At 36.7% G+C, this 21739-nt stretch carries 19 protein-coding genes; 13 read left to right on the top strand and 6 right to left on the bottom strand.

Annotated features, from left to right (window positions below; all coding sequences use genetic code 11):
• Nucleotides 1–212 precede the first annotated feature (212 nt).
• Both M983_RS08055 and M983_RS08060 read left to right on the top strand, forming a co-directional pair.
• Nucleotides 213–1409: a BaiN/RdsA family NAD(P)/FAD-dependent oxidoreductase gene (locus tag M983_RS08055; RefSeq protein ID WP_066749566.1), complete on the top strand. Its 1197-nt coding sequence runs from the start codon at nucleotides 213–215 to the stop codon at nucleotides 1407–1409.
• A gap of 616 nt (nucleotides 1410–2025) precedes the next feature.
• The gene (locus M983_RS08060) at nucleotides 2026–2727 is read left to right on the top strand and encodes a pirin family protein (RefSeq protein ID WP_066749567.1); all 702 of its coding nucleotides are present in this window, start codon (nucleotides 2026–2028) and stop codon (nucleotides 2725–2727) included.
• Nucleotides 2728–2894: 167 nt separating this feature from the next.
• On the opposite strand, the gene pckA is transcribed toward M983_RS08060, so the two are convergent.
• The 4 genes from pckA to umoB all read right to left on the bottom strand — a co-directional run bounded on the left by pckA (nucleotide 2895) and on the right by umoB (nucleotide 8231).
• Nucleotides 2895–4514: a phosphoenolpyruvate carboxykinase (ATP) gene (gene pckA / locus M983_RS08065; RefSeq protein WP_066749568.1), complete on the bottom strand. Its 1620-nt coding sequence runs from the start codon at nucleotides 4512–4514 to the stop codon at nucleotides 2895–2897.
• A gap of 205 nt (nucleotides 4515–4719) precedes the next feature.
• The gene (gene hslO, locus M983_RS08070; RefSeq protein WP_066749569.1) at nucleotides 4720–5604 is read right to left on the bottom strand and encodes an Hsp33 family molecular chaperone HslO; all 885 of its coding nucleotides are present in this window, start codon (nucleotides 5602–5604) and stop codon (nucleotides 4720–4722) included.
• 27 nt (nucleotides 5605–5631) lie between these two features.
• Nucleotides 5632–6045 carry a ribosome-associated heat shock protein Hsp15 gene (gene hslR / locus M983_RS08075; protein ID WP_066749570.1) on the bottom strand — a complete coding sequence of 138 codons (414 nt, stop codon included), beginning with the start codon at nucleotides 6043–6045 and terminating at the stop codon, nucleotides 5632–5634.
• 71 nt (nucleotides 6046–6116) lie between these two features.
• A complete protein-coding gene (umoB, locus tag M983_RS08080) occupies nucleotides 6117–8231 on the bottom strand; it encodes a flagellar biogenesis regulator UmoB (protein ID WP_066749571.1) in 2115 nt (704 codons plus the stop codon).
• Nucleotides 8232–8586: 355 nt separating this feature from the next.
• Between umoB and nudE the strand changes: the two genes are divergently transcribed.
• Nucleotides 8587–9171 (top strand): ADP compounds hydrolase NudE, encoded by a 585-nt coding sequence (gene nudE / locus M983_RS08085; protein WP_066749572.1) that lies wholly within the window; start codon nucleotides 8587–8589, stop codon nucleotides 9169–9171.
• Between the two features lie 82 nt (nucleotides 9172–9253).
• On the opposite strand, the gene M983_RS08090 is transcribed toward nudE, so the two are convergent.
• Nucleotides 9254–10057, bottom strand: coding sequence for a MetQ/NlpA family ABC transporter substrate-binding protein (locus M983_RS08090; protein ID WP_066749573.1), 804 nt, complete (start codon nucleotides 10055–10057; stop codon nucleotides 9254–9256).
• Nucleotides 10058–10405: 348 nt separating this feature from the next.
• The gene (mrcA, locus tag M983_RS08095; RefSeq protein ID WP_066749574.1) at nucleotides 10406–12940 is read right to left on the bottom strand and encodes a peptidoglycan glycosyltransferase/peptidoglycan DD-transpeptidase MrcA; all 2535 of its coding nucleotides are present in this window, start codon (nucleotides 12938–12940) and stop codon (nucleotides 10406–10408) included.
• Nucleotides 12941–13055: 115 nt separating this feature from the next.
• On the opposite strand from mrcA, the gene M983_RS08100 reads away from it, so the two are divergent.
• From M983_RS08100 to M983_RS08145, 10 genes are all read left to right on the top strand, one after another.
• The gene (locus M983_RS08100) at nucleotides 13056–13877 is read left to right on the top strand and encodes a hypothetical protein (protein ID WP_066749575.1); all 822 of its coding nucleotides are present in this window, start codon (nucleotides 13056–13058) and stop codon (nucleotides 13875–13877) included.
• On the top strand, nucleotides 13865–14440 hold the full coding sequence (locus tag M983_RS08105; RefSeq protein ID WP_066749576.1) for a hypothetical protein: 576 nt from the start codon (nucleotides 13865–13867) through the stop codon (nucleotides 14438–14440). Before M983_RS08100 ends, M983_RS08105 begins: the two co-directional genes overlap by 13 nt.
• Complete coding sequence (locus M983_RS08110; protein ID WP_066749577.1) at nucleotides 14418–14984, top strand: hypothetical protein; 567 nt, start codon at nucleotides 14418–14420, stop codon at nucleotides 14982–14984. Before M983_RS08105 ends, M983_RS08110 begins: the two co-directional genes overlap by 23 nt.
• Nucleotides 14981–16078 (top strand): competence protein E, encoded by a 1098-nt coding sequence (locus M983_RS08115; RefSeq protein WP_066749578.1) that lies wholly within the window; start codon nucleotides 14981–14983, stop codon nucleotides 16076–16078. Before M983_RS08110 ends, M983_RS08115 begins: the two co-directional genes overlap by 4 nt.
• Nucleotides 16079–16654: 576 nt before the next feature.
• Entirely contained in the window at nucleotides 16655–17176 is a 522-nt protein-coding gene (aroK, locus tag M983_RS08120; protein WP_036914409.1) for a shikimate kinase AroK, read from the top strand.
• A gap of 52 nt (nucleotides 17177–17228) precedes the next feature.
• Entirely contained in the window at nucleotides 17229–18323 is a 1095-nt protein-coding gene (aroB, locus tag M983_RS08125; RefSeq protein ID WP_066749579.1) for a 3-dehydroquinate synthase, read from the top strand.
• Between the two features lie 170 nt (nucleotides 18324–18493).
• Nucleotides 18494–19417 carry an SPOR domain-containing protein gene (locus tag M983_RS08130; protein WP_066749580.1) on the top strand — a complete coding sequence of 308 codons (924 nt, stop codon included), beginning with the start codon at nucleotides 18494–18496 and terminating at the stop codon, nucleotides 19415–19417.
• An 85-nt stretch (nucleotides 19418–19502) separates the two neighbouring features.
• Nucleotides 19503–20318 carry an adenine-specific DNA-methyltransferase gene (dam, locus tag M983_RS08135; RefSeq protein WP_066749581.1) on the top strand — a complete coding sequence of 272 codons (816 nt, stop codon included), beginning with the start codon at nucleotides 19503–19505 and terminating at the stop codon, nucleotides 20316–20318.
• 42 nt (nucleotides 20319–20360) lie between these two features.
• Nucleotides 20361–21032 (top strand): ribulose-phosphate 3-epimerase, encoded by a 672-nt coding sequence (gene rpe / locus M983_RS08140; protein WP_066749582.1) that lies wholly within the window; start codon nucleotides 20361–20363, stop codon nucleotides 21030–21032.
• A complete protein-coding gene (locus M983_RS08145) occupies nucleotides 21032–21739 on the top strand; it encodes a phosphoglycolate phosphatase (RefSeq protein ID WP_066749583.1) in 708 nt (235 codons plus the stop codon). Before rpe ends, M983_RS08145 begins: the two co-directional genes overlap by 1 nt.

Below are 21739 nucleotides of genomic sequence, written 5' to 3' on the forward strand. Positions count from 1 at the left end.
AACAGACAAATATAGAGTATTTATCTAATAAAACTTTATATATCATCTAATTAACAAAAATAAAAATAGAGTAAAATTTTGACAATTTTTTTGCTTGCTAAAAAGAATTTAGGATAAAAATATAGTTTTCTCCATCTTATTTTACAAATTTACTCTGATCTTACTTAAAATTCATCAATAAGTAACCAGAGACAACCAAACGAGACGATATTGTGGGTTCATTCGATACGGTAATTATAGGTGCAGGTGCTGCAGGTCTTTTCTGCGCAGCTCTTGCAGGACAAGCAGGTCGCTCTGTTTTAGTGCTTGATAATGGCAAAAAAGCAGGCAGAAAAATTTTAATGTCAGGAGGAGGAAGATGCAACTTTACGAATATGTATATCGAACCTTCTGCCTATTTATCCGAAAATCCTCATTTTTGTAAGTCAGCACTTGCTCGCTATACTCAATGGGATTTTATTGAATTAGTCCAAAAATATAAAATTCAGTATCACGAAAAGACGTTAGGACAATTGTTTTGTGATGAATCTGCGCAATTGATTGTCGATCTTTTACTTGAAGAATGTAAAAAAGGTGAAGTAAGTATTCGCTTACGTAATGAGGTTACTGGAATTGAGAAAACGAGCAACGGATTTACACTCAATGTCGATGGGAAAACTATTTCAACGCCTTCTGTTGTAATTGCAAGCGGTGGGTTATCAATGCCGGGGTTAGGAGCAACGCCTTTTGGTTACAAAATTGCAGAGCAATTCGATATTCCCGTTCTACCGACTCGAGCTGGATTAGTCCCTTTTACTCTTCATAAGCCATTACTAGAACAGCTTAGCCAACTTTCAGGTGTTGCGATACCAGCCATAGTGACCGCCAAAAATGGCACACAATTTAAAGAAAATATTTTATTTACTCATCGGGGACTTTCTGGTCCTGCCATTTTACAAATATCAAGCTATTGGAAGCCTGGTGAGTATGTAAGTATTAACTTATTACCTGAGATTAATCTTGAAATACTGTTACAAGAAAACCGTCAAGCGCACCCTAATCAATTGGTAAAAAATACATTGGCTCGATTATTACCTAAGCGTTTTATTGAGATAATGATAGAGAATAAACAATTGCCAGATGTGTCACTGACACAACTTAGTAATGAGCGCATTAATCATATTGCCCAATTACTGCATTCATGGCAGGTTCAACCTAATGGCACTGAAGGATATCGTACAGCAGAGGTCACTTTAGGCGGAGTGGACACTCACTTTCTTTCTTCTAAAACCATGGAAGCAAGTAAAGTTAAGGGGCTTTATTTTATCGGTGAAGTGGTTGATGTGACAGGTTGGCTTGGTGGATATAATTTTCAATGGGCCTGGAGTTCAGCTTATGCTTGTGCTCAAGCATTGATAGCGACTTCATAATAATTGAATAAGTACATCCATATCATAATTACCAATAAAACGAATACATAGCAATTCATTGTGTAAACTTATAATTTAATAACGAACCAATTCAGCCATCATGACTCAATGATGGCTTTTTATTATTTAAGGCCTATGTAAAGTAAGAAAGGGTTATATCATCTTTATTTCTACCAGAACTAATACGTAATTAATTCTTATTTTTCTACTAATAACCACACAAAGAATATTATTAACTCTTTGGTTATATTAGTGTTTAAAAAAAAATTAAATTAAAATAACTCTTTAATCAGTAAGTTAACACTATTCTTAGTATATTTTCTATTTTGGCTAAAAAAAAGACTTTACAAATGATACTGAGAACCATTATCATTAATAACACTTTCAGATGCACCACCTTCAGGGTCATATGAAAGAACGACATTGCTCACATTGCTTCCAGTGTTTTACTTTAGCCAGCCGGGTGCTGGCTTTTTCTTTTCCCTTTTTATCCCGATAACCTAATAAATATCTTTTTTATTCAATTTATTTGGATCCTAAGATTAAATTACTCCGCTTTGTTCTTCTGCCTCATTGCGTAAACTGTGTACAACAATTTTAGAAAAGGAAATACACAATGATTTATCTACGCAAAGCAAATGAAAGAGGACATGCTAATCATGGCTGGTTAGATAGCTGGCATACCTTTTCTTTCGCAAATTATTATGATCGTAATTTTATGGGTTTTTCAAAATTACGTGTTATCAATGAAGATAATGTTATGCCAGGTGAAGGTTTTGGCACTCATCCTCATAAAGACATGGAAATTTTAACGTATGTACTCAGCGGTACTATTGAGCACAAAGATAGTATGGGCAATAAGAAAAGTTTTTCTGCGGGTGAATTTCAAATAATGAGCGCAGGAACAGGCATTACACATTCTGAGTACAACCCAAATAATGATAATCCACTTCATTTTTATCAAATTTGGATTATGCCGGATACCTTGGGGATTACGCCTCGTTATGCTCAACATCGCTTTGATAACATTGCAGGTAAACAACTCATTTTATCGCCTGATGCTCGTGAAGGGTCTTTAAAAGTGTATCAAGATATGACGCTATGGCGTTGGCAATTAAATAAAGATGAAATAGCACAATATCAGGTTGAAGCAGGTAGAGTAATTTGGTTGCAAATAGTACGAGGTAAAATAGCGATTAATGACATTATTGCGACGACCAGTGATGGTATCGCTATCACAAATGAAGATATTATTCGTTTTGTTGGTGATGAGGACAGTGAAATTTTATTGTTCGATTTACCATCAGTAGCAGCATAGTTAGGCTACCACCCTAAAGTCACTTTTTCTCTAATAATCTATTTCACTTTGTTTTCTTTCTACTACCTGAGATGTAAAACATCTCAGGTTTTTTTTTATTTTTATATCAAAAAATAACAGTATCAAAGTAACTATTTTATACTTTGATACTGTTTTGTTAGTGTTGATTAACGTTTAGGCCCTACTTTCGTCAATGCCTGACCTGCTGGTGTATCGGTATATTTATCAAAATTTTTCACAAACCTCTCAGCAAGAGAGTCCGCTTTTATTTCCCACTGTTGTTTATCAGTGTAAGTATCTCGTGGATCTAAGATGTCACTATTTACACCGGGTAATTCAGTTGGGATCTCTAAATTAAATACAGGCAGTGTTTTCATCGGAGCTTTATCGATATCACCATTTAAAATGGCATCAATAATGGCACGAGTATCTTTAATTGAAATACGTTTACCTGTTCCATTCCAACCTGTGTTGACTAAATAGGCTTGAGCACCAGAAGAGTGCATACGTTTTACTAATACTTCTGCATATTGGGTTGGGTGAAGTGATAAGAATGCCGCACCAAAGCAGGCTGAAAAGGTTGGTGTCGGTTCTGTAACACCTCGTTCAGTTCCTGCAAGTTTTGCTGTAAAACCGGATAAGAAATGATATTGCGTTTGTTCTGGCGTTAAACGAGAAACCGGCGGTAAAACACCAAAAGCATCCGCTGTTAAGAAAATCACTTTCTTGGCATGACCCGCTTTGGATATAGGCTTAACAATATTTTCAATATGATAAATTGGGTAAGATACACGTGTATTTTCTGTTTTTGTAGCATCATCAAAATCAACACTACCATCAGAAAGCACAACAACATTTTCTAGTAGTGCATCTCGTTTGATTGCACCATAGATATCTGGTTCAGCTTCTTTTGAAAGATGAATAGTTTTGGCATAACACCCACCTTCAAAGTTGAAAACGCCATCATCATCCCAGCCATGCTCATCATCACCAATCAGTTTACGCTTAGGATCGGTTGATAATGTGGTTTTACCTGTACCTGATAGCCCAAAAAATACCGCCACATCTCCCTTTTCACCCACATTGGCGGAGCAATGCATAGAAGCAATACCTTTTAATGGCAAGAAGTAGTTCATCATAGAGAACATACCTTTCTTCATTTCACCGCCATACCAAGTACCGCCAATTAACTGAATGCGTTCAGTTAAATTAAAAGCAATAAAGTTTTCAGAGTTAAGGCCTTGCTCCTGCCAATGAGGATTAGTACATTTCGCACCGTTCATCACAATAAAGTCAGGCTTAAAATCAATAAGCTCTTCTTGCTCAGGGCGAATAAACATATTTTTAACAAAGTGAGCTTGCCAAGCAACTTCTGTGATAAAACGAACTTTTAAACGCGTATCCGCATTTGCACCACAGAACGCATCTACTACAAACAAACGTTTGCCTGATAGCTGTTCAGTGACTAATGACTTTAAATCACGCCAGACTTCTTGAGAAAGAGGCTTATTATCATTTTTACCTTTACCCTGATCAGCCCACCATACTGTATCTCTTGTTATATCATCACGAACAATATATTTATCTTTAGGAGAACGTCCTGTAAAAATACCTGTATCAACGGCAATAGCACCTAACGAGGTTAATGTACCTCGCTCATAACCGATTAATTCAGGTTTGGTTTCTTCATCAAATAATAGTTCATAGCTAGGATTATAAATAACTTCACTAATGTCATGAATACCATACTGCTGGAGATCCTTAGGGGTAAGATCTTTGACGCTCATAGTTTTTTGCTCCTGATAAGAGATCTTTCTACCAGCAATATTAAGGTGTTACGCGTAATTAACAGCGATTGTTATCAACATTTTGAAAATTTATAATTTTTTTATGTTAAGAACGAGAGCTAATGCACAAAACTATAGAAAAACTGTTGAATAAAAAAGGATGCAAAATAGCATCCTTTAAGTAAAAGTAACTTGCTAAATCGAATCAGTTTAATTTTGTTGACTCTAATTTATTGATATTATTGATATCTTTCCCATCGAAGATATAGTGAGTACCACAATACTCACACTCCATATCAATATTTCCTTTCTCATGCAAGAGATGCTCAATATCTTCTTTCGATAAGGTTACTAATGTATTTTCGCAACGTTCACGAGAACAAGTACAATGAAACTCAACAGGTTGAGGATCGTAAAGCGTAACATCTTCTTCATGATAAAGACGGTGTAATATCTCTTTAGCGTCTAGCGTAAACAGCTCTTCAGCTTTAATGGTATGCGTTAATTGTGTCAATAGTTCAAAATGCTCAGCAGTATGCTCTGCACTGTGTTCTTCTGATGCAGGTAATACTTGCAGTAACATACCAGCCGCTGCTGGTTTACCATCTTGTCTACCACTACGAATAAATACTCGTGTTGGTAGCTGCTCTGACTGTTTAAAGTAGTTATCAATACATTCTTCAATATTTTCACCATCAAGAGCAACAATACCTTGGTAACGTTCGCCTTTTTCTGGTGTTACCGTGATGACCATAAAACCATTCCCAATCATCTCTTTTAAACTACTCCCAGCTTTTACATCATCACTCATACGCGCAACACCGCGCATTTGCTGATTATTATTACCGTTAATTACCATTAAACGTACAGGGCCATCACCTTGTAGCTGAACCGTGATATCACCTTCAAATTTCAGCGTTGCTGTTAATAAGCTCGTTGCAACTAAGAGATCACCAAGTAAGCGCTCGACAGGCTCTGGATAATGATGGTTTTCAAGCATAGATTGATAAGTATTAGTCACATTGACTAACTCACCACGTACCGCGTTCTTTTCGAATAAAAAACGTGATAAAGAGTCTTTTTTAGACATAAATTTCTCTCATATTCAGTGAATCGGTTAGTCCGATTCTTGTAAATTAGTTTGTTTAAAGCGCAATAAGGTGCGTCTTTCTTTTTTATCAGGGCGACGCTCAGGATGAGGCATCGTCAGTGCATTCATTTTTCTCGCAAGCGCAATTTTTTCTCTTTTTGCGATACTTTCAGACGTCTCGCTATATAGCATTTGTGCCTGAGCTGCGCCTTGTCGCTGTGCGCTTACCTCTAAAATGGTCACTGTTCTTTCATCATTACCTTGTCGTAAGCGTATTTCTGCACCTACTTCAACGTTCTTACTTGGCTTGCCTCTTACGCCATTATAATGGACTTTACCACCTTCAATCATGGTACGGGCTATCGCACGCGTTTTATAAAAACGAGCCGCCCAAAGCCATTTATCTAAACGAACGCTAGTATCTTGTGATGATTGGTTCATCCCTTTCTCCTTTACTACAACTTCGTCATGGTGGCGATAATATCAGCATATCGCCATCCATAATAAGGGACTTACTGAGGATGGCGATAAAAACAGTGCTCATAATAGAGACTGATTTTATTCATGCGTTGATTATTTTGTCGCCGACGCCGAATGATAAGAAATAGGTTCACAATAAAGAACCCTATAGCGATGAATAACAGTAGCGAATTACCGATGTAATATAGCATTGTCATTGAGTCAGGTAGACTATGTAAAAAAATCTGTAGTGTGCCATTAGCATCAATAGACATACCTGTTATCACGCCACCTGTATCAAAAGGAGTATGCAACAGAATATCGGATAAACGCTGTAATTCTCGCCATTGTTCTAATGGAGTTGGTTCAAAAACAGAGTTTGTACTTGAACTTGATACATAATCAACAAGCTGCTTTCTTTCATCACTGATTAATAACACGCCTCCAGGAGGTGGGCTATTTAACAGTATGGCGGCTTTATCTATTTCTCTGTAGATAAAAGATGATGTGGTGGTGTCGATAAGCTTTTCCAAGGCCTCAGCACTCACAGCGCGTAATAAAACATTTGTTCCTGTTAATTTGCCACTTTCAGCACGTTGTACTAATGCAGCCCAATCATTCACATTACTGAGATTAACCAATGCCATTTTTAGTCGGATACATTCGTTCTCTCGAGGGCATAAATCTTCTGTTTTTAATATAATACCATCAAAATTATCTAAGAGATTCATACCTGACTTTGTAATTGCTTGGCCTAAACTAGGGTTTACGCGATTATTTGAAACAGGATGCAATTGTTCCTCAACGATATGTAATAATGCAGCTGCCTTTTCAATAGTCGAAGATTCAGGCATTGGCATCGGATTACTGTTATTCCAATAAATACCGGAACAATCAAAAGGTGCAAAGATAGTTTTATTCGTCTTACTTGATAAGTTGGGTGGCATATAACACATGCCCACGCCTTTTGCTTGAATAATATCACCAACATGTAACTTAGTCGTTTCAAGCTCGGTAAAAGTGGTTACTAAATGCGGTTGTGTATCTTTAAGCCACGAGAAACTCAATTTCATAGAGAGTGCAAGCGGCTGATAAATATAGAGCATTCCAATAATAAAAAAGCTGAGAAAAACAAAAATAATATTTTTTATATAACGTCTATAAGGGTAATTTTTTTCTTCATCATGCAAGGATAGATAATTTCCTTGTTTTACTACATGATGATTAGGATACATTTCTAAATAGGTTACCTTATCGATATCATTATGAATATAAGGCTCCCAATGAGGTGGATAAACGAGATCAATTCCACCTAATGAGATATTTTTTACCTGTCCGTGATCGAAATTACCAAAAAGTCCCCAACGTTTTAAACGCCCCTTAAAACAATGAACTTCTTCTTTTCGTCGTTTAATGAGAGGCTTTTGTATCAGGAAAAATCCGATAACAAGAAATGTCCCACTAGCCATAAAAATCCAAGGAAGAAAAATTTGAGGCATCATTAAAGCAGTTAGCGCTAATATCAAACCAATACAAATAAAAGTGCCATCCCAAAGACCTGAGGAATTATGTAAACGATATTCTTCATTTGTTTCTTCACGAATTTGCAGTAAATGTGCGGCATCACCTTCATTTTTTTGAATTGTTGATGAGCCGTTAGTTAAAACGGGCTCTGAAAGTTGCTTTACGCTAAGTGAAGAAAAATGCAGTTTTTCATCTTTAAGAAAATGTCCATTCACACCAATAACTATCGGAATTGAAGGAGTACATACAACATCAAGCACATTTTCTTGTTGTAAATAGGGCACGAGAAGAGGAGGAATATGAATTTCAACAGCATCAATATAGTAACGCCAGTGGTTAAGGCCTTCTGCTGATCCTGCAAATCGGTTCACAATATTACGCAATGTGGTAACAACTTCACCTTTTACAGGTACTTCTGGAAAGTTTTGTAATGAATAACCTGAAGAAAAATCTGATGAACCAAAATAAGAGAGATAATCTCCTATCAAACCATAATCATCGGATGTTAATTTTCGATAAGTCGGTTTTGCAAGAGAAGGAAGATGATGTGAGCCATCAAGCCGCCTTCTTTTGAATAATACAAAGGCGGCCATTATAAATAGACTAATCACCAAGATAGTCACTATAATGACTGATAATCTCATTTTTTCCCCATACTTACACTGACGCTGCGTGATAACAATAGCAAATTTAAAACCCTGCCTAACATAAGGCAATTCCTATTCTTTATTTCTATTTTTATATTAAAATACAATGAATTATATCAATGAGGTGACATTATAATTTATCTATTTTATCAGTTTTAAATCCAACAATATCGCTATCTTCAGATAAAAGAGCAGACCAATAAATAATAATACTCCCAAAAAATCAATTAATAACTCGTTATAGTAGTGGAGTGTACGCAATTTTCATTTAAAAACTAAATCTAATTGTTAGATTTATTTTATCTGTAATGTGTTAAATTTAGGTTAATCTCGACTTCAATCAGGGGCTGTTATGACCGAACTCAAAGCATTAAAAAAACCAAATATACTCAATATTGATAACATTGCCCGTTCTCGATTATTTCAGATCCAGTCCGTTAATCTGGAATTTAGCAATGGTGAAAAGCGTGTCTATGAAAGGATGAAACCCGCTAATCGCGAAGCTGTGATGATAGTCCCAATTATAAATGATTCAATCATCCTCATAAGAGAATATGCCGTTGGTATAGAAAGTTATGACTTTGGTTTCCCTAAAGGTGCAATTGATCCTGGTGAAAATGCTTTAGAGGCCGCTAATCGCGAATTAAAAGAAGAAATAGGCTATGGTGCTCGTTCTTTAATAGAAATCGCTAAGCTTTCCATGGCACCTTCTTATTTTTCAAGCAAAATGAATATTGTTATTGCCCATGATCTTTATCCTGAGCAACTGATAGGTGACGAGCCAGAGCCTCTTGTACAAATACGTTGGCCTATTTCAAAAATGATGGATTTACTTGAACATCCTGATTTTACTGAAGCTCGTAATGTTAGTGCTCTGTTTTTGGCTCAACGTTATCTACAACAAACAGCACCTAACATGCTTACCATCAGCAAATAATGACAATATAAACATAAACGAGAACACCCCAAAGTTAATCATTACCTTTGGGGTGTTTTTTATTAAAATAGCCGTGTCATGCTTACCATGCTTTCACTGCATCACCTTTATAAACGTCATCTGCTTTTTTTAGTACTTCATCACTTTGAAATACCTCAACTAATTTTTTTAAATTTTCATTATCTTTATCATCAGCTCTAGCAACGATTAAATTCACATAAGGTGAATCAGTGCCTTCCATAAAAAGCCCATCACGTTTTGCTAATAATCCTACTTGCGAAGAAAAATTATTATTGATGATAGACAAATAGATATTAGGATCACTTAAAGTACGTGTTAGCTGCGGTGTATCAATTTCGGCAAATTTTAATTTTTTAGGGTTTTCAATAATATCTAACGTTGTCGGTAAATAACCCACACCCTCTTTTAGTTTAATTAAGCCTTGAGATTGCAATAATAACAGACTACGACCTAATGTTGTTGCTTCATTAGAAATGGCAACTGTTGCCCCTTCTGGTAATTCAGAAATTGATTTAATTTTGTTTGAATAGGCGGCAATGGGAAAAATGAACGTTTTCCCTATAACTTCAAAGTGATAACCTCTTTCTTTGCTTTGTGCTTCGTAATAAGGCACAGTTTGAAATGCGTTAACATCAACATCCTTATTACGTAGTGCTTCATTAGGTAAAACATAATCATTAAAGGTAATAACTTTAATATCTAATCCCTGTTTTTCTTTCGCAAGTTTTACAACTTCATCCCAAATTTGTTGATCAGGTCCTGTATTAATCGCCACTTTTAGCGTTTTTTGGCTATCATCTTGTGAACAAGAAGCCACCAATAGCGCTGTACAGGCAAGGAGTACCGTTAAAAATAGTTTTCTCATATCCTATCTCCAATTGATCGCTTTATTATTATTTATTAATTTTATTATTTACGTTAAATCTCTCTTGATTGACAGTAACGCAATAAGTTGTGATGTATCTGTTATTTATCTCAAATCTAAATATTCACTTTAGACATCTAAACGTCTAGATGTCATTTTTATACCGATAAATCGAAAAGAGATCAAAAAAGAATGACAATAAGAACATGAATTTTTTTCATGTTGAAAAAAAACAAAAGAATAAAAAAGAAATAAAATAATAAAAAATAAAATAAATCAATAAGATGTAGTTTTATCTAAAATAAAAAATAGGGCGCTATTTAGCGCCCTATTTTTATAATCCACCTATTAAAATAACTCGTTGGATTCACCGTTATCTTCAAAAATTCGGGTACCCACTTCTGTTTTTGCTTTTTCTGTCGGCTGTGTCCCTTCAATAAAATACTCTTTTATAGAAGAGCCTTCACCAGCCAACTTTCCTGTTAGGCGGTCAATTTGTACAGCAACCACACCATTAGGCATCGGCATCATGTTAACCGGTACACCATCAAGCGCGACTTTCATAAAGTCATTCCAGATAGGTTGAGCCGTTTTACCACCGGCTTCACCACCTGATGCCGCTGTGCGGCCTAAGTTTCGACTACTATCATCAAAGCCAATCCATGTAGTAGCAACAATATTGGCACCATAACCAGTAAACCAGGCATCTTTAGAGCTATTTGTCGTTCCTGTCTTACCACCAATATCTTGACGTTTAAGATCACGCACAGCACGCCAACCAGTACCAGACCAACCTGGCTCACCAACGAGATTCGTTCTTAACGCATCATGCATTAAAAAGGCAAGAGGTGTACTAATTACATGAGGTGCATACTCGCTTTCTTTAACAGTTTCAGCTAATGGAGCTTGCTCAAGTTCTATTTCTGGAGCTGCACCAGCAGGCTGTGATTGATTAGATTGAGCTACGTTCTCCATATAATCATCTGACAATGCAATAGAACGCATCGTATCACCATAAATAACAGGAATATCAGTACATTCAGGACACGCAACTTTTGGTTCAGCTTTAAATATCTCTTCACCCTCTGCATTTTCTATACGATTTATATAGTAAGGCTCGATGAGATAGCCACCATTCGCCATAACGGCAAAACCGCGTACTATCTGCATTGGCGTGAAAGATGGAGAACCTAATGCGAGTGATTCTGTTCTATCAATATTTTGATTAGGGAAACCAAATCGTAAAAGATAGTCAGCGGCATAATCGACGCCCATTGCTCGCATTGCACGTACCATGACTACGTTTTTAGATTGACCTAATCCTTGACGCAAACGAATAGGCCCTGCATAAGTCGGTGGCGAGTTCTTAGGTCTCCAGTCTGTACCAGCCCCTGCATCCCAACGACTAATCGGTAAGTCATTAAGTAAGGTTGATAAAGTCAAACCTTTATCTAAAGCTGCTGCATATAAGAACGGTTTTATATTTGAGCCAACTTGACGCAATGACTGAGAAACGCGATTAAATTTACTAAGTTCAAAGTCAAATCCACCCACCAGCGCAATAATGCCACCATTTAGGGGATCTAATGCAACAAAAGCAGCATTAACACCAGGAAGCTGTGCTAATACCCAATCATTATCACTTTTTTGACGAACCCAAATTTGCTCGCCTGCATGAATAACACTATCAACTTTAGATGGTGTAGGGCCTTGAGAAGAGTCAGAGATAAATTTACGCGCCCAACGTACAGCTTTAAGGTCTAAAGTAAGATTATCGCCATTTTTCAATACAACATTAGCAGATGTTGCATCCGCAGATAACACAACCGCAGGAACTAATGGACCATAAATAGGCAACTGTTTTAATTTTTGGCTAATAGCCTCGCTATCCCATGCGGCTTGCCCTGTATGCCAAAGGATCTCTTGAGCACCGCGATAACCGTGGCGCATATCATAATCAATGACATTATCTCGTAATGCTTTTTCAGCCGCTAATTGGTCTTTACCTACAACCGTTGTATAAATTTTATATCCATCTGTATACGCATTTTCGCCGTAACGTTCATACATTTGCATTCTGACCATTTCAGTCAAATAAGGGGCTGAAAAATCAATTTGAGGCGCATGATATTTTGCAACAATCGGTTCTGCTTTAGCACTCTCATACTGTTCACGAGTAATGTAATTTTCTTCATACATTCTGAGTAAAACAATATTACGGCGTTTAAACGACCTATCATATGAATACAGAGGATTAAGTGTAGAAGGCGCTTTAGGCAAACCTGCGATAACTGCAATCTCACTCAGTGTAAGATCGTGCACACTCTTACCAAAATAGACATAAGCAGCAGCACCTACGCCATAAGCACGATTACCAAGATAAATTTTATTTAAATAAAGCGCTAAAATTTCATCTTTTGTCAGCTCTTTTTCAATGCGAATGGCCAAAAAGGCCTCTTTTATTTTTCGCATTAATTTCTTTTCTGGCGTTAAGAAGAAATTACGTGCAAGTTGCTGAGTTATCGTACTCGCGCCTTGTGTGGCCTGCCCTGAGGTAAATGCAACAAAGACAGCACGAGAAATACCAATAGGATCAATGCCATGGTGTTCACGAAAACGCGTATCTTCTGTTGCAATAAATGCATTGATTAATTGAGGTGGCATTTCTTGTAACGTTAACGGTATACGACGTTTTTCACCGTATTGAGCCATTAACTCCCCATCAGCACTAAAAACCTGCATTGGTGTCTGTAAACGGATATCTTTTAATGTCGCGACATCAGGTAGCTGAGGCTCAACATACTTATACATGCCATATATCGAGACTGCTCCCAAAATTATGCAAGCAAAAACGAAGATGAAAAAATATTTTAAGAACTTCACCTTAAATTTCCCATGTAGTGTGGATTGGGCGGTTTATAAATAAACAGTGCGTAGTATAAAGGTAACAGCACTTTGAAAATAGGCTATTACACATCAATCGATATGGATATCATTTATGGAAACACACAATTACCAGATTGGAATTGAAATTAATACAACTCATATTAATGTAGTTTTGGTATTTCAGCAGAATAAACAATGGCAGATCAACACATTCTGGCAATTCCTTTTACCTCATAGCATTAATCTCGATAGTATCAATTTAGGAAATATCCTAAAATCGTGGCGTCAAACCTTACCGCCCATTAGCAAGGTCATTATCTCACTTCCAGATATTTATGAACATTATCAAACAATACCTCTATCGACATTAATCTCACTAACTCCAGCTGCTTATTATCGATTAGCACGATTACATGCCACATCCTATGAACAACGCATGCAAACGTCAATAAGCCACGATTATCGGCAAAATAATAAAAATCTTGCCGTCCATTTCTATAACAAAAAAGTAATTGAATCATGTGTAACACAATTTACTCAAATGAATCTGATTATCTCTGCTATTGATATACCTGCTTGTGCCTTACGCTATTTAGCTAATTATCTTGATATTTCATCTAAAAGTAGCCTTTTTTACTGTGAAAATAAGACGATGTATTGGGTTGCTCCTGAAAGTGATATGCCTTGTTACGGCTCTTATTCCTATAACTCACCCCAAGAACAAGAAGCTTATATTTATCAACTCGCAACAAAACATGATTGGTCTTTACAGCAACTCTATTTTGCTGGCGAAAATGCTTCTTTTTTTAATCATAAAATTGCGCTTTGGCCTGATTTATCTCATCCGTTATTTCATAGACTATCTCAAAAGAAAGTACCATCACTAATTGCTTTAGGATTAGCATTACGATCGGAGCATTTATGTATCAAATAAACTTTCTCCCTTGGCGTTATGCTTTTTTTAGACGAAAAACAATAAAATGGCTCTGCTTACTCATCTTTATTATTGTGATAAGCATAGTAATTTATAGCTATTACACCTTTTATTTAGCACAGCAATTACGTTCATTATCACTACAACAAACTCAGCTAGCACAACAAAAAGATATATTATCTGCACAATTAAAACGCTATTATCAAGAAAAACAACAAATCCAATCACACCACCAGCAATACTTACTTCATTACCAAAATTGGCATCGTTATCTTGATTACCTCTATTTTTTCAAGCTAATAGAAACGCAACTACCACCAACGGGTTGGATAACACAACTGTCAGTATCAGATAATATACTTTCTTTTAATGTGATTTTACCTAACCAACAATCATTGCTTTTTATCGATTCTTTATCTGTTCATCCTTTGCTTTCATCGCTAGAACTCTCACATTTACAACAAAGCAAAACAATACCCACTTATACTGAATTAGCATTAACGGGATATTTCTCTCGCTATCTCGCAGATGAAAAATCGCATGAACAACAAAAAAATGACTGATGTGGCTTCTATGCAGAATAAAATAACATCACGATGGATAAGATATTATGCACTACTCACTAATGGGAAAAAGATAATTCTAGCAATAAGCATATTGCTTATTATCACAGCTATTTATTATTGCTTTATTTTCACTCACTATCAGCAACAAATCCAAAAATATCAATTAGCTATCACTCAACAAAAAATGGATATAAAACAATATCATTTAACACAACAACAACTTCCTTCAATAGCAACACTTAAAATGTATCATCAAGACTATGTGCTACCTTTCTCTTCCCATAAAAGTATTGATGATCGATTACAACGTTTCCTTATTAATACCAAATTAATACCTGAAAATTGGGAATACGATAATCATGGGCTTTATAAACTGACTTTTACGCTCACCTACTCTGTTTTATTAGAATTGCTAGATAAAAGCTATCAGACAGGACTTTTCCTTACTTACCTTAAAGTTACTCCTATCTTGCCAAATCTATTGTCATTACAAATTTGTTTTACTGAACTTAATCCTTCTTTATTAGTGAAATCATCATGAATATATTGATTTTATGTATTATTTTATTTACCAGCACATCTATTATTGCCAATATAAGAGATCCCTTTTTTCCTGAAATAGAAATTCCCTCATTTCCACATAAAGAAACTGAAATTTCAGTAACAACAACACAACCAGAGCAATTACAACATCAAATTCATCTATTAAATTATGCCGATGCGCAGATACTTGCATCACAACTAATGACAAAAACATTACCTTTATTAAGTGAAAAAGGACGTGCGATAGCAGATAGTGATTCTAATAGTTTATCTATTATTGATACCAATAAAGCACAACTCGAAATTTCAAATTGGTTAAAAATTAAAGATATTCCACAGCAACAAGTGCATATCACCGCACATATTGTTAGTAGTAGTCAGGAAGCATTAAATGAATTAGGTACTCAATGGGGGTTACAATCAATAAAGCAAACAGTTAACGAGTCTGTATTAACTGAAGCTTCTGCATCAGTTGCTTCCCATCCTTCAAATTCAACGCTGTCAGCACCCGCTCTTTCTGCATTAGCTATTCATCAAAATACAAAAAATCCTCTTCATTATATTGCACTCAATATTGCAAGAATTAATGGGCGCCTATTAGAGCTTGAATTAAGTGCGCTAGAACAAGAAAAACAATTATCGATTATAGCCAGCCCAAGATTAACCGCGGCACATGAAAAAACGGCGTCAATAAAACAGGGTACTGAAATTCCCTATGTCAGCAGAGATAATGAGTCAACTCGAGTACAGTTCAAAGAAGCGGTGTTAGGTATGGAAGTCACGCCAATAATTCAACGAAATAAAAAAATTAGGTTAATCCTTAAAATTAGTCAAAATACCCCAGGTATTGCTCTTGTGCAAAGTGGTAGTGAACATCTTTCTATCGATAAACAAGAAATCAGTACTGAAGTGACTATTAATGATGGTGAAACATTAATGTTAGGTGGAATATTTCAGCAAAAACAGCAAGAGCATATTGCTAAAATTCCTTTCTTATCTTCTCTACCTCTACTAGGTATACTTTTTAGCCATAAACGCGATCAGCATAGTCGCCATGAATTGGTTATTTTTATTACACCCAAATTAATCTAATTTTAGATGAAAAAAATTTTTATTAATAAATACAGTTAACTACATGTTTTTTATTCGTTATAAACTAATGGTTATTCATTATTTTTTCCTATAATCTCTATTTATAGATTTGACGCTGAGGACGATTTAGCTTACAAGGGTTAGCTAATTGAGTAAGCTCGGAATATCGCAACAAGAAAATGAATACATTTTATGCACTTCCTCTATTTTTGGAGGTAGGGCTTTTTATATGTAATATTGAACGACTGATGACGAAAAAGACAAAGTGATCAGATGCGGTTTTCCGATTAAATTGTGTTAGAATCTCCGCATTGCCAACAAAGATAATTTATTTTTTAGTGGTATCTTGTTATGTACTGTGGGCAAAGGGATTTTTATCCTATGCTGTTGCGTGCAACAGCGTGTGGTTATTTTATCGCGATCTACTGAAAAAACTCAGTATTAATATGAGAGTAGATAACATTGTTATCCTATGTAGATCAATAGACACTCATAAATTTTCAGTTTAGGTCCCGTCGCTGAATGAATTTGGCGGGGCGGGTTATCATTAACGAATATCTTAGTAATACCAAAAACATGGCAGAGAAACGTAATATCTTTCTGGTTGGACCTATGGGTGCCGGCAAAAGCACTATTGGTCGTCAGTTAGCTCAACAACTTAGCATGGAATTTTATGATTCCGATCAAGAAATTGAGCGGCGTACAGGTGCGGATGTAGGTTGGGTATTTGATGTAGAAGGCGAAGAAGGCTTCCGTCAACGAGAAGAAAAAATAATCAACGAACTTACTGAAAAACAAGGTATTGTTCTTGCTACAGGTGGTGGTTCGGTCAAGTCGAGAGAAACTCGTAACCGCTTATCTGCACGAGGTGTTGTTGTTTATTTAGAAACAAATATCGAAAAACAGTTAGCTCGTACCCAACGAGATAAAAAACGTCCTTTATTACAAGGTGTTGAACCTGTGCGCGATGTATTAGAGACATTAGCAGAAGAGCGTAATCCGCTTTATGAAGAAATTGCTGATATCACTATTCATACTGATGATCAAAGCGCAAAAATTGTTGCAAATCAAATCATTGAATTATTAGAACAAAACTAATAACTCATACCATTATGATAATAATGTAAAAGACGATAAGAAGGCCGTTGTTATGGAAAAAATCACTGTGACTCTGGGTGAAAGAAGTTATCCAATTACTATTTCATCTGGCCTTTTTCATCAATCTGATGCCTTCTTGTCTTTAAAATCAGGTCAGCAAGTGATGATAGTGACGAATGAAACACTTGCTCCTCTTTATTTAGATACTATTTCAACAGCACTAAAGAATAAAAGCGTGCGCGTTGATAGTGTGGTTTTACCTGATGGTGAGCAATATAAATCACTCACTATTATGAACGATGTCTTCACTGCACTTTTAGAAAAAAATCATAACCGAGATACCACACTTATCGCATTAGGGGGTGGGGTTATTGGTGATTTAACGGGATTTGCAGCTGCAAGCTATCAACGAGGCGTAGACTTTATTCAAGTACCTACTACCTTACTATCACAGGTCGATTCCTCTGTAGGTGGGAAAACAGCCGTCAATCATCCTCTAGGTAAAAACATGATTGGTGCTTTTTACCAACCCACTTCTGTGGTGATTGATATCGACTGTCTTGCAACACTTCCTGCTCGTGAACTTTCCTCTGGTTTAGCTGAGGTTATCAAATATGGCATCATACTAGACAAAGACTTTTTTATCTGGCTTGAAAACAATATAGATAAACTCTTAGCGTTAGACTCAAAAGCCATGGCTTACTGCATTCGTCGCTGTTGTGAATTGAAAGCAGACGTCGTTGTGGCTGATGAAAAAGAAACGAGTGGCCTACGTGCACTGCTTAATCTTGGCCATACTTATGGTCATGCTATTGAGGCGCATATGGGATATGGAGTTTGGCTACATGGAGAAGCAGTTGCTGCCGGTATGGTAATGGCGGCTAAAACGGCTCAATCGTTAGGTCAATTTACTGAAGAAGAGACACAACGCGTTATCCAGTTACTAGAAAAAGCAAACCTTCCTGTAACAGGCCCTAAAGAAATGGCGCCTGAGGACTATCTACCTCACATGATGAGAGATAAAAAGGTATCAGGTGGAAAATTACACCTTGTTTTACCTAAAGGGATTGGCCTATCAGAACTGCGTGCGGATATTTCTCGCGAACAAGTGCTGAAAGCGATAACATCTTGCAATAATGCAAATTAAGCCTCTATTACCTAGCAAGATATAAACTAGAATCCTATTTAAGGACAATTCTGGTCAATATTGTAGAATGTAACGTTTCAGAAAAGACGTTTCATCCTTATACTAATAGGTAATAGCTCTAAGGCTGGTAGATTATCTTTCGCTTTTTGACGCTCTGACGGAGGGCAATAATGGACGAGTTCAAACCTGACAATGAAAATAAGAGTGATAACTCACTCAAACCAGATACATCGGATAGACCTGAGCGTAGAACGAATCGATCTCGTAGCAATCCATTAAAAAATGCACGCTTCTCTGTCACTCGTCAACAAATGATGATTGGCGTTGGTGTGCTTGTTCTTATTCTGCTAATTATTGCTATCAGTTCAGCATTAAAATCAACCGATAATTCAGAGTCTTCGACTGAGAATAATACCGAAAAAAATATCGAACTATCTCAGCAACCATCATCTGTGACACCATCAGAGCCCACACAAACATCACCTCAAGAAATATCTAGACCAGAAGTGCAGACATCAACGTCTGGCTCACCGTCACAAAATTTACCACCAATGATTGACTCACAAGGCCAACGTGTTGAGATCCCTGGTGATATTGTGGATTCATTAAACCAGCAACAATCTGGTATTAACCAAGCCGTTAATCAACAACCATCAACAAACCAAACTCAACCTAAAATGCCACAAACACAGGAACCTGTGACAAAACCACAGCAACCTGAGCCAAAGCAAAAACCTGCTGAAGTAAAAATACCGTCAACAAAACCAGTTACACCGAAACCAACAACAAAACCGGTGGTTTCTGGTCAATTATCATCAAATAATTTGAAAGCAATACCTGCATCAAACTATACGTTACAACTTAGTGGGGCAAGTCGCCAAGATACATTAGAAGCTTTCGCTAAAAAGAATTTAAATGGAAACTACGCTGTTTATAAAACACAACGTAATGGTAACCCATGGTATATACTTATCTATGGCAACTATCGCAATATTAACGAAGCAAAACAGGCTGTATCATCATTACCAGCGGCTATACAAGCTAAAAAACCTTGGGTTAGACCGATGAAACATGTTCATCAGGATCTAAAATAGTCATTAAGATAATGTTTACCGCTGATATGCTGTCTGAAACAGAGTACAATCGGCGACTCTGAAACGATTAAGAAATTTGGACGGCATGAAAAAAAAACGCGCATTCCTAAAATGGGCTGGTGGTAAGTATCCTTTGGTAGATGATATTAAGCGTCATCTACCAGCTGGTAACTGTTTAATTGAACCTTTTATGGGTGCTGGTTCTGTTTTTTTAAACACAGAATACGATTCCTATATTCTTGCAGATATTAATAGTGACCTTATCCATCTCTATAATGCAGTAAAGTTGCAGCCAGAGAAATTTATCAAAGACGCGCGTTTATTATTTACTCCTCAGATGAATACCTCTGAGGAGTTTTATCGACTACGTCAATTATTTAATCAATCAAAAGATACTTATCTACGTAGTGTCTTATTTTTATATCTTAATCGTCACTGCTATAACGGACTGTGCCGCTATAATTCAAAGGGAGAGTATAATGTCCCTTTTGGCCGTTATAAAAAACCTTATTTCCCTGAATCGGAACTCAATTGGTTCTCAGAGAAAGCACAAAAAGCTATTTTTGTCTGCCAAAGCTACTCAACAACGATGATTAATGCCACTAATGGTTCCGTTATTTACTGCGATCCTCCTTATGCACCACTATCTTCAACGGCTAATTTTACGTCATACCATACAAATAGCTTTAGCTTTCAAGAGCAAGAACATTTAGCACAACTCGCTTCAATGCTTGCTTACGAGAGACAAATCCCCGTGTTAATATCAAACCATGAAACAGTGTTAACTAAAGAATGGTATGTAAAAGCAAAAGAGCTACACAGTGTGAAAGTCAGAAGAACTATTAGTAGCAACACACTCGGTCGTAGCAAAGTGAACGAACTACTTGCCTTATATAAATAATCGTTAACCTCCCAAAAATGGGAGTGTCGTCAGGAGAATACGATGAAAGATTTTCTGATTGCCCCTTCTATTTTATCTGCAGATTTTGCCCGTCTAGGTGAAGATACTGAAAAAGTTCTTGCTGCTGGCGCCGATGTTATCCATTTCGATGTCATGGATAACCACTATGTTCCTAATTTAACGTTTGGTGCGCCTATCTGCAAAGCACTGCGTGATTACGGTATTACAGCACCTATTGATGTTCACCTTATGGTGAAACCCGTTGATAGGATCATCCCCGATTTTGCAAAAGCGGGGGCTTCTTACATCTCTTTTCATGCAGAAGCAAGCGAGCACGTTGACCGAACCATTCAATTGATCAAAGATTGTGGTTGTAAAGCAGGTATTGTTCTTAATCCTGCAACCCCTTTAAACTATCTTGATTATATTATGGATAAACTTGATCTCATCCTACTCATGTCTGTAAACCCAGGTTTTGGTGGACAATCATTTATTCCTAATACATTAGATAAACTGCGCCAGGTTCGCAAGATGATTGATGATGGGGGTTATGACATTCGTTTAGAAATTGATGGTGGAGTTAAAGTCGATAATATTGCTGAAATTGCACAAGCAGGCGCAGATATGTTTGTTGCTGGATCCGCTATTTTTAATCAACCTGATTATAAAAATGTTATAGACAATATGCGCCGTGAATTAGAAAAGGTATCGTAATGACAGAGAAAAAACTCACAGGTATTCGTGCTATCGCATTTGATCTTGATGGAACGCTTACAGACAGTGCTGTTGGCTTAACACAAGCAACAGACTACGCACTACAAGCTAAAGGCTTTGCACCTGCTGGCAAACATAATGTGACGATTTGGGTAGGAAATGGCGTAGATATGCTATTAACACGTGCATTACATCATGCTGGTGCGCAAGTTACAGATACCTTGTTAAATGAAGTTCGAGCGCTTTTTGATGAGCGCTATGCAACAACAGTAAAAACAGGAAGTAATCTCTTTCCTCATGTGAAAGAAACGCTTGAAACGTTAGCGTCGCACAATATTCCTCTTGGTATTGTCACTAATAAACCAACACCTTTTATTGCTCCATTACTAAAACAGCTAGGAATTGCTCACTACTTCTCCTCTGTTTTAGGTGGCGATGATGTAAAAGAAAAAAAACCACACCCATCACCACTTTATTTAACTATGGGCATTTTTGGTGTTAGAAAAGAAGAGCTCCTTTTTGTCGGTGACTCTCGCAATGACATTATTGCGGCACAAGCGGCACAATGCCCTAGTGTTGGTCTAACATATGGCTATAACTATGGCGAACCTATCGCAGATAGCAAACCTGATTTCACATTAGATGATTTTGCTGATTTGCTTTCTATCCTCGACATCACATCAATGACAAAAGTGGAACAGAATTAA

This window comes from Proteus myxofaciens ATCC 19692, assembly GCF_001654855.1.
In the GTDB taxonomy this organism is placed as follows: Bacteria; Pseudomonadota; Gammaproteobacteria; order Enterobacterales; family Enterobacteriaceae; genus Proteus; species Proteus myxofaciens.

Coding starts and splice junctions, on each gene's coding strand:
- hslO (WP_066749569.1), bottom strand. CDS start 5,604: ATGTCTAAAAAAGACTCTTTATCACGTTTTTTATTCGAAAAGAACGCG.
- M983_RS08130 (WP_066749580.1), top strand. CDS start 18,494: ATGGACGAGTTCAAACCTGACAATGAAAATAAGAGTGATAACTCACTC.
- nudE (WP_066749572.1), top strand. CDS start 8,587: ATGACCGAACTCAAAGCATTAAAAAAACCAAATATACTCAATATTGAT.
- M983_RS08100 (WP_066749575.1), top strand. CDS start 13,056: ATGGAAACACACAATTACCAGATTGGAATTGAAATTAATACAACTCAT.
- M983_RS08060 (WP_066749567.1), top strand. CDS start 2,026: ATGATTTATCTACGCAAAGCAAATGAAAGAGGACATGCTAATCATGGC.
- M983_RS08145 (WP_066749583.1), top strand. CDS start 21,032: ATGACAGAGAAAAAACTCACAGGTATTCGTGCTATCGCATTTGATCTT.
- umoB (WP_066749571.1), bottom strand. CDS start 8,231: ATGAGATTATCAGTCATTATAGTGACTATCTTGGTGATTAGTCTATTT.
- aroB (WP_066749579.1), top strand. CDS start 17,229: ATGGAAAAAATCACTGTGACTCTGGGTGAAAGAAGTTATCCAATTACT.
- pckA (WP_066749568.1), bottom strand. CDS start 4,514: ATGAGCGTCAAAGATCTTACCCCTAAGGATCTCCAGCAGTATGGTATT.
- M983_RS08110 (WP_066749577.1), top strand. CDS start 14,418: ATGAACAACAAAAAAATGACTGATGTGGCTTCTATGCAGAATAAAATA.
- M983_RS08090 (WP_066749573.1), bottom strand. CDS start 10,057: ATGAGAAAACTATTTTTAACGGTACTCCTTGCCTGTACAGCGCTATTG.
- M983_RS08115 (WP_066749578.1), top strand. CDS start 14,981: ATGAATATATTGATTTTATGTATTATTTTATTTACCAGCACATCTATT.
- dam (WP_066749581.1), top strand. CDS start 19,503: ATGAAAAAAAAACGCGCATTCCTAAAATGGGCTGGTGGTAAGTATCCT.
- hslR (WP_066749570.1), bottom strand. CDS start 6,045: ATGAACCAATCATCACAAGATACTAGCGTTCGTTTAGATAAATGGCTT.
- M983_RS08105 (WP_066749576.1), top strand. CDS start 13,865: ATGTATCAAATAAACTTTCTCCCTTGGCGTTATGCTTTTTTTAGACGA.
- aroK (WP_036914409.1), top strand. CDS start 16,655: ATGGCAGAGAAACGTAATATCTTTCTGGTTGGACCTATGGGTGCCGGC.
- rpe (WP_066749582.1), top strand. CDS start 20,361: ATGAAAGATTTTCTGATTGCCCCTTCTATTTTATCTGCAGATTTTGCC.